Below are 8,064 nucleotides of genomic sequence, written 5' to 3'. Positions count from 1 at the left end.
TGCTACGCGCGGCAGGCGCCGCTGCGTTGCCCAACGGCCATTGCCGTCCATGATGATCGCGATATGACGCGGGACAGCCGCGACATCGGGCACGCGAACGGTAGAGCTGGTATAGGTCATGGCCGCTGAATCTTAGTATCGACAGAGTGACGCGCCGGCACGACGCAAGAGACCGTGATCGGCCTCAAACCGTCATGATTTCGGCTTCTTTCGACACCACCAGCTTGTCGATTTCCGCGACGTTTTTGTCAGTGAATTTCTGGACGTCATCGCTTGCACGACGCTCGTCGTCCTCGGAGATTTCCTTGTCCTTCACAAGCTTCTTCAGTTGCTCGTTCGCGTCGCGACGCAGGTTGCGAATCGCGATCTTGGCGTTTTCGCCTTCGCTCTTCACCACTTTCGTCAGTTCGCGGCGGCGTTCTTCCGTCAGCGCGGGCATTGGCACGCGGATCTGGTCGCCCTGGTTCGACGGGTTCAGGCCGAGATCCGAATCGCGGATCGCCTTTTCCACCACCGGCACCATCTTCTTTTCCCACGCCTGCACGCCGATCGTGCGCGCGTCGATCAGCGTCATGTTCGCGACTTGCGAGATAGGTACGCTCGAGCCGTAATAATCCACCTGGATATGATCGAGCAAACCCGTATGGGCGCGACCCGTGCGAATCTTGGCGAGATCGTTCTTGAACGCTTCGATCGACTTCTGCATCTTCTGGTCGACGCTCTTTCTAATGTCAGCCACACTCATTTCAGCCTCCGTACTTGCTTTGTTACACGCAGTGCAGGCATGGGGGGCGCCGGTCCCAACGAACCCGCACTCGGCCTCAAGCCTGCTTTCGTTACTTACTGCGAGAGTTTACACGTGGACGAGCGTACCTTCGTCGTCGCCCTGGATGATGCGCTTGAGCGCCCCCGGTTTATTGATCGAAAACACCCGGATCGGCAGCTTCTGGTCGCGGCACAGCGCAAACGCCGTCGCGTCCATCACCTGCAGGTTCTTGCCGATCGCTTCGTCGAAGCTGATCGTGCTGTAACGCGTGGCGCTCGCATCTTTCTTGGGATCGGCGGAATATACACCGTCCACTTTGGTCGCCTTGAGCACGACTTCCGCGCCGACTTCCGCACCGCGCAGGGCAGCAGCGGTATCGGTCGTGAAGAACGGGTTACCCGTGCCGGCCGCGAAAATAACCACTTTTCCTTCTTCGAGCTGACGAATCGCGCGCGGGCGAATGTACGGCTCGACCACCTGGTCCATGCGCAGCGCGGACTGCACGCGCGCTTCGATACCGGCATGGCGCATGGCGTCCTGCAAAGCCAGCGCGTTCATCATGGTGGCAAGCATGCCCATGTAATCGGCTGTTGCACGGTCCATGCCGGCCGCGCCGCCCGCAACACCGCGGAAGATATTACCGCCACCGATCACGACCGCGAGCTGCGTGCCCATGCGCACCACTTCCGCAACATCTGCCACCATCCTTTCGATTGTCGCGCGATTGATGCCGAAGGCATCGTCGCCCATGAGTGCTTCGCCGGAGAGTTTGAGGAGTACGCGTTTGTAGGCTGTGGGCATATGAGATTTCCGGTTTCGCGCCGAGAGGGAGTGCAACAACGTAGAACTGTAGGGGTGAAACGATATTTACGGCAAGCATCCCATATTGGGCAAGCCGCGGCGGCATAACGGGTTGACCCCGGTTTGCCCATCCGGCGCGGTTTTGGCCGCTATGAGGGTACGGAACGAGCGTTCCTCGATGGGAACGCCAGACCCGCATCCGACTGCTTTTTGAAACTGTGACAACACGGCGGCGAGCTGTGCATCGGTCGAGCGGCCCGGTTGGACGGGCCGGCTGAGCGTCAGTTGCGAACACCCGCCACCGCTTGAAACGTCATGCGAGGACCTGCTTCTCAGCCTTGCTTGGCAGCGGCGACCTGGGCAGCCACTTCGGCAGCGAAGTCGTCCGTACGCTTTTCGATGCCTTCGCCGACCACGAACAGCGCAAACTTCTGCACCGATGCGCCTGCGGCCTTCAGCATCTGCTCGATCGTCTGCTTGTCGTTCTTGACGAACGTCTGGTTCAGCAGCGACACTTCCTTCAGGTATTTCTGCACGCTGCCGTCGACCATCTTCGCGACGATTTCAGCCGGCTTGCCCGATTCAGCAGCCTTTTGCTCAGCGATGCTGCGTTCCTTCGCGATCAATTCCGCCGGCACGTCGTTCGACGACAGCGAAACCGGCTTCATTGCTGCAACGTGCATGGCGACATCCTTGCCGACCTGCTCGTCCGCGCCCGTGAATTCGACCAGCACGCCGATGCGCGTACCGTGAAGGTACGAAGCGAGCTTGTTGGCGGATTCAAAACGCACGAAACGGCGCACCGAGACGTTTTCACCGATCTTGCCGATCAGTGCGAGGCGCACTGCATCAACCGTCGAGCTTTCCAGCGGCAGCGCCGAGAGGGCCGCCACATCAGCCGGATGGTTCTTCGCGATCAGTTCTGCGACCGTCTTGCCGAACGCCAGAAAGTCGTCGTTCTTGGCAACGAAGTCGGTTTCGCAGTTCAGTTCGACCAGAACGCCCACGCCGTCGGCGATATGCGCCGAGACGATGCCTTCAGCCGTCACGCGCGATGCAGCCTTGCTCGCCTTGTTGCCGAGCTTCACGCGCAGCAGTTCTTCAGCGCGGTCCATGTCGCCATCGGCTTCGGTCAGCGCCTTCTTGCATTCCATCATGGGCGCGTCGGTCTTTGCGCGCAGTTCTGCCACCATGCTTGCGGTAATTGCCGCCATCATTTGCTCCTTGAGTCTGTGCCGTGCCTTAGCCTTAGCTTGAAGGCACGTGAATCGCACTATTGACACGCGCCGCCGGCGAAAATCACCCGCGGCCAGAATGGGGTACTGCTTGTTACTTCAACACTATTCGATGACCCGCGTGTTGCTCAGCGCTTACTGAGGCTGGCCAAACGAGCCTGGCTAAAAAAAGGGGGCCTTTCGCAAAGCCCCCTTTCTAGCCGGATACATCACATCGGCGTCATCTTTTGCAAATTACGCTTCTGCGTTGACTTCAACGAACTCGTCGCCTTCGCCGCTGCGAACTGCCTGCACCACTTCGTTCACCGCGCTCGAACGGCCTTCCAGGATCGCGTCGGCCACGCCTTGCGTGTACAGCGCGACAGCCTTGCTGGCGTCGTCGTTACCCGGGATCACGTAGTCGATGCCTTCCGGCGAGTGGTTCGTGTCGACCACCGCGATAACCGGAATGCCAAGCTTCTTGGCTTCGGTCACGGCAATCTTGTGGTAACCCACGTCAACCACGAAAATCGCGTCCGGAATGCCGCCCATGTCCTTCACGCCGCCAATCGACTTCACGAGCTTGGCCATTTCGCGTTCGAACAGGAGCGCTTCCTTCTTGCTCATGCGTTCCGTTTCACCGGCTTCCAGCGCTGCTTCCATGTCCTTCAGGCGCTTGATCGATACCTTCAGCGTCTTGAAGTTGGTCAGCATGCCGCCGAGCCAGCGTGCGTTCACGAACGGCATGCCAGCGCGTTGCGCCTCTTCTGCCACCGTGTCACGCGACTGACGCTTCGTGCCGACGAACAGGATCGTGCCGCGATTTGCTGCCAGTTGACGCACGTACTTCAGCGCGTCGTTGTACATCGGCAGCGTTTTTTCGAGGTTGATAATGTGAATCTTGTTGCGATGACCGAAAATGAACGGAGCCATCTTCGGATTCCAGAAGCGCGTTTGGTGACCGAAGTGGACACCGGCTTCCAGCATTTGACGCATTGTTACTGCCATGAGAGTTCTCCGCGAGGGTTGGGTCTTAAGCCGGCTGCCGCATCGGGCGCCTCGTGTTTCTTAGCTTTTCGAGGCGTCGGACACCCTGGGTGCGCCGGCTTGCGATTCAAGTCCGATCTCTTCTTGATGGGCTTTTCGCCGGCTTGCCCGGAAACCGGGGTTTCTGGAAAAAGGCATTGAAAAGACGATTGCAAAGTGGATGCAGACTTAGCCAGCGAGTATATCACGCACCAATGTCGCGTTTCAAGCTGCCTGACGGGCTGCAAGAAGTCGTTCCGAACTGCGTTTCCGGATGCACCAAAGCCGCCGGTGCCGCGCCGGGCGGCGCTTTTGGCGCAAACCTCACTGGTTTTCCGCTGCGGCGTGCCGCCTAAGGTGCGATAATGCGCGATTGGCGTTTCAAGCCGCTAACACGCATTTTCGATACAAGTCATGTCCATCACGCTGAAAAACGATCACGATATTGCGCAAATGCGCATCGCCTGCCGGCTCGCGAGCGAGGTGCTCGATTTCATCACGCCCCACATTGTCGCGGGCGTAACGACCGGCGAACTGGACCGCCTTTGCCACGAATACATGGCGAAGGAACAGGGCACCGTGCCCGCGCCCCTGAATTACCAGCCGCCGGGCTATCCGCCCTACCCCAAGGCCACCTGCATTTCCGTCAACGACGTGATCTGCCACGGCATTCCCGGCGACAAGGCGTTGAAGAACGGCGACGCGCTGAATATCGACATCACGGTGATCAAGGACGGTTATTTCGGCGATACCAGCCGCATGTTCCTGGTCGGCGAAGGTTCCATCCTGGCCAAGCGGCTGGTGCAGACCACCTTCGACTGCATGTGGCTTGGCATCGACCAGATCAAGGCGGGCGCGCATCTGGGCGATATCGGCTACGCCATCCAGAAACATGCCGAAGCGCAAGGTTACAGCGTGGTGCGCGAATATTGCGGTCACGGCGTGGGCAAGGTGTTCCACGAAGACCCGCAAGTGCTGCATTACGGCCGCCCGGGTACGGGCATCGAATTGCAGGCCGGGATGATCTTTACCGTCGAGCCCATGATCAACGCCGGTCGCCGCGATATCCGCACCATGCCTGATCAGTGGACCGTGAAGACCCGCGACCGCAGCTTGTCGGCGCAATGGGAGCATACGGTGCTGGTGACGCCGACGGGTTATGAAGTGCTGACCGTGTCGGCCGGAACGCAGGCACCTTCCGAGCTGATCGCCGCGACGGCTTGATTGATCGGAAGCACCCCGCGAGAGACCCGGTATCTCGCGCAACTGTTCGGGGCACGGTCCGGCGCATTGAAAGACGGCGAGCGCAGCGTTTCGTCGAATATAACGTTCTTCCACTGACCTCACGATCCGCCTGCCCATGAGCGTACCCGCCGACGCCCCGCCTATTGCCGATTCGTTGAAAGCCTCGTACAAGACAGCGAAAGCCGCGCTGCTCGAGCGCTTCAAGAGCGCGACCAATGTCGATGGCCTGATGCATGCCCTCGCCCGCGCCACCGACGACGCCCTCAAGGGCGCGTGGGACGCGTGCGAGATGCCGGCATCAGCGGCGTTGCTGGCGGTCGGCGGTTACGGGCGCGGCGAGCTCGCGCCGTATTCGGACATCGATATCCTCGTCCTGCTGCCCGATCACGAGACGCCCGATCAGGTGGAAACGCTTGGTGCACGTATCGAAAAGCTGATCGGCATGGCGTGGGATCTCGGGCTCGAGATTGGCAGCAGCGTGCGCTCGGTGTCGCAGTGCATCCACGAAGCGAGCAACGACATCACCATCCGGACGTCGCTGCTCGAAGCGCGTCGGATCGTGGGCAACGAGAAACTGGTCGATGCCTTCGAAGCGCGCTACCAGCAGACGCTCGATCCGCGTGCGTTTTTCCAGGCGAAGGTGCTGGAAATGCGCCAGCGCCACGCGAAATACCAGGACACGCCGTATAGCCTCGAGCCGAACATCAAGGAAAGCCCCGGCGGCTTGCGAGACCTGCAACTGATCCTGTGGATTTCGCGTGCGGCGGGTTTTGGCAGCAGTTGGCGCGAACTCGATTCACGCGGGCTCATCACCGAGCGTGAAGCGAGTGAGTTGCGGCGCAACGAAGGTTTCCTGAAGACGCTGCGAGCGCGGTTGCACGTGATTGCGAAGCGCCGGCAGGACATTCTCGTATTCGATCTGCAGACCGCGCTCGCGGAAAGCCTGGGTTACAAGGCGACATCGTCCAAACGCGCCAGTGAACAGCTCATGCGCCGCTATTACTGGGCCGCGAAAGCCGTGACGCAGCTCGCAACCATCCTGATCCAGAACGTGGAAGCGCAACTGTTTCCATCGACGAGCGGCGTGACGCGCGTGTTGAACGAGCGCTTCGTCGAGAAGCAGGGAATGCTCGAAATTGCCAGCGACGATGTCTTCGAGCGTCAGCCGAACGCTATTCTCGAAGCCTTCCTGCTGTATGAGCAAACGCGCGGGGTGAAGGGGTTATCGGCGAGGACGTTGCGCGCGATCTACAACGCACGCGACCTGATGGACCGCGACTGGCGCCGCGACCCGGAAAACCGGCGCCTGTTCATGGCGATCCTGCAGGCGCCCGAAGGCATCACGCACGCGCTCAGGCTGATGAACCAGACAAGCGTGCTCGGCCGATATCTGCTGAATTTCCGGCGCATTGTCGGGCAGATGCAGCATGACCTGTATCACGTCTACACCGTCGACCAGCACATCCTGATGGTGTTGCGCAATATCCGCCGTTTTGCGATGGCCGAACACGCGCACGAGTATCCGTTCTGCACGCAGTTGATGGGCAATTTTGAACGCTCGTGGGTGCTCTACGTGGCGGCGCTGTTCCATGACATTGCGAAGGGCCGCGGCGGCGATCACTCCACGCTCGGCATGGTCGATGCCCGGCGTTTTTGCCGCGACCACAACATGAATGCCGACGACAGCGACCTGGTCGTATGGCTCGTCGAACAGCACCTGACCATGAGCCAGGTCGCCCAGAAGCAGGACACGAGCGATCCGGAAGTCATCAAGCGGTTTGCATCGATGGTGCAGACCGAGCGCCGGCTGAGCGCGCTGTATTTGCTGACCGTCGCCGATATCCGCGGCACGAGCCCCAAGGTCTGGAACGCATGGAAAGGCAAGCTGCTCGAGGATCTGTACCGGGCCACCCGTGCCGTGCTCGGCGGCGCCGAAATGCACGCGCACTCGGAGCTCAAGTCGCGCCAGGAAGACGCGCTTGCGCTGCTGCGCCTTGAAACGGTGCCGGAGAACGCGGAAAAAGCGTTGTGGGACAAGCTGGATGTCGGCTATTTCCTGCGCCATGACGCTGCCGATATCGCCTGGCAGACCCGCGTGCTTTACAAGCACGTCGAGAGTGAAAAGCCGATCGTGCGGGCGCGCCCATCGCCGATCGGCGCGGCGCTCCAAGTACTCGTGTACGTGAAGGACCGGCCGGACCTGTTTGCCGGCATCTGCGCTTATTTCGACAAAAACGGCCTGTCCGTCCTCGATGCACGTATTACAACGACCCGCCACGGCTATGCGCTCGACAATTTTCTGGTCGCGCATCCGGACCATGACGGGCATTATCGCGACATTGCCAACCTCGTCGAACAGCAGTTGAGCATGTTGCTCACCGCCGAGGGCATTTTGCCGGAACCGTCGAAGGGACGGGTTTCCCGGCTGGTGCGCACTTTCCCGATCACACCGCGCGTGGATTTGCGTCCCGACGAACGTGGTCAGTATTACATCCTGTCCGTGTCGGCCAACGACCGGCAGGGCCTCCTTTATTCGATCGCGCGGGTTCTCGCCCAGCACCGGATCGGCGTCCATGCGGCGCGGATCAACACGCTTGGCGAACGTGTGGAAGACGTGTTCCTGCTCGACGGCAAAACCCTATCCGACAACCGGACGCAAATCCAGGTCGAAACCGAGCTGCTGCGCGCGATCGCAGCCTGAGAATCTATGCGCGTCAAACTGACAGCGAAACATCCGCGACCGGCATCGCCGGCGCGTTCCCCCGTTCGTACCGGCAGCGTCGCCGGACGGAAAAAACCGCCTCGGACAGAGGCGCCGGTCGGAGATCGGCCGGTAAGGGTCGATAAGGCAGGAGATCGCCCGGCTACTCCGCGTGGCGATGCAGGATTGAAAATGACAAGCTGGAGGAATTCAAGAAGCACCGTTATGAAGGCTGGGATACGGAATTCGGCCGCAAGATTCTCTCGGGCGGTTACTCTCTTGAATCGCTTGCCATTGACGCACTCGGACGC

Annotated in this window: 6 protein-coding genes and 1 pseudogene; 2 read left to right on the top strand and 5 right to left on the bottom strand. The window is 60.3% G+C overall.

Annotated features, from left to right (window positions below; all coding sequences use genetic code 11):
* From ACRXB1_RS24255 to rpsB, 5 genes and pseudogenes are all read right to left on the bottom strand, one after another.
* Positions 1–120: pseudogene (locus ACRXB1_RS24255) on the bottom strand (di-trans,poly-cis-decaprenylcistransferase); the annotation flags it as partial.
* A gap of 64 nt (positions 121–184) precedes the next feature.
* On the bottom strand, positions 185–745 hold the full coding sequence (gene frr, locus ACRXB1_RS24250) for a ribosome recycling factor (RefSeq protein WP_075359986.1): 561 nt from the start codon (positions 743–745) through the stop codon (positions 185–187).
* A gap of 108 nt (positions 746–853) precedes the next feature.
* Positions 854–1,567 carry a UMP kinase gene (gene pyrH / locus ACRXB1_RS24245; RefSeq protein WP_056352704.1) on the bottom strand — a complete coding sequence of 238 codons (714 nt, stop codon included), beginning with the start codon at positions 1,565–1,567 and terminating at the stop codon, positions 854–856.
* Positions 1,568–1,899: 332 nt separating this feature from the next.
* Complete coding sequence (tsf, locus tag ACRXB1_RS24240) at positions 1,900–2,781, bottom strand: translation elongation factor Ts (RefSeq protein ID WP_061999153.1); 882 nt, start codon at positions 2,779–2,781, stop codon at positions 1,900–1,902.
* A 255-nt stretch (positions 2,782–3,036) separates the two neighbouring features.
* Entirely contained in the window at positions 3,037–3,789 is a 753-nt protein-coding gene (gene rpsB, locus ACRXB1_RS24235; protein ID WP_062169803.1) for a 30S ribosomal protein S2, read from the bottom strand.
* 432 nt (positions 3,790–4,221) lie between these two features.
* On the opposite strand from rpsB, the gene map reads away from it, so the two are divergent.
* Positions 4,222–5,031 carry a type I methionyl aminopeptidase gene (map, locus tag ACRXB1_RS24230; RefSeq protein WP_075359987.1) on the top strand — a complete coding sequence of 270 codons (810 nt, stop codon included), beginning with the start codon at positions 4,222–4,224 and terminating at the stop codon, positions 5,029–5,031.
* A gap of 136 nt (positions 5,032–5,167) precedes the next feature.
* Positions 5,168–7,753 (top strand): [protein-PII] uridylyltransferase, encoded by a 2,586-nt coding sequence (locus ACRXB1_RS24225; RefSeq protein WP_062169800.1) that lies wholly within the window; start codon positions 5,168–5,170, stop codon positions 7,751–7,753.
* Positions 7,754–8,064 lie beyond the last annotated feature (311 nt).

The sequence above is a fragment of the Caballeronia sp. M23-90 genome (assembly GCF_053574605.1).
This window is presented reverse-complemented; position numbering and strand designations above follow the sequence as displayed.

Bases quoted from the DNA above. Each gene is read 5' to 3' on its own strand.
- frr (WP_075359986.1), bottom strand. From the start codon at position 745: ATGAGTGTGGCTGACATTAGAAAGAGCGTCGACCAGAAGATGCAGAAG.
- rpsB (WP_062169803.1), bottom strand. From the start codon at position 3,789: ATGGCAGTAACAATGCGTCAAATGCTGGAAGCCGGTGTCCACTTCGGT.
- pyrH (WP_056352704.1), bottom strand. From the start codon at position 1,567: ATGCCCACAGCCTACAAACGCGTACTCCTCAAACTCTCCGGCGAAGCA.
- tsf (WP_061999153.1), bottom strand. From the start codon at position 2,781: ATGGCGGCAATTACCGCAAGCATGGTGGCAGAACTGCGCGCAAAGACC.
- ACRXB1_RS24225 (WP_062169800.1), top strand. From the start codon at position 5,168: ATGAGCGTACCCGCCGACGCCCCGCCTATTGCCGATTCGTTGAAAGCC.
- map (WP_075359987.1), top strand. From the start codon at position 4,222: ATGTCCATCACGCTGAAAAACGATCACGATATTGCGCAAATGCGCATC.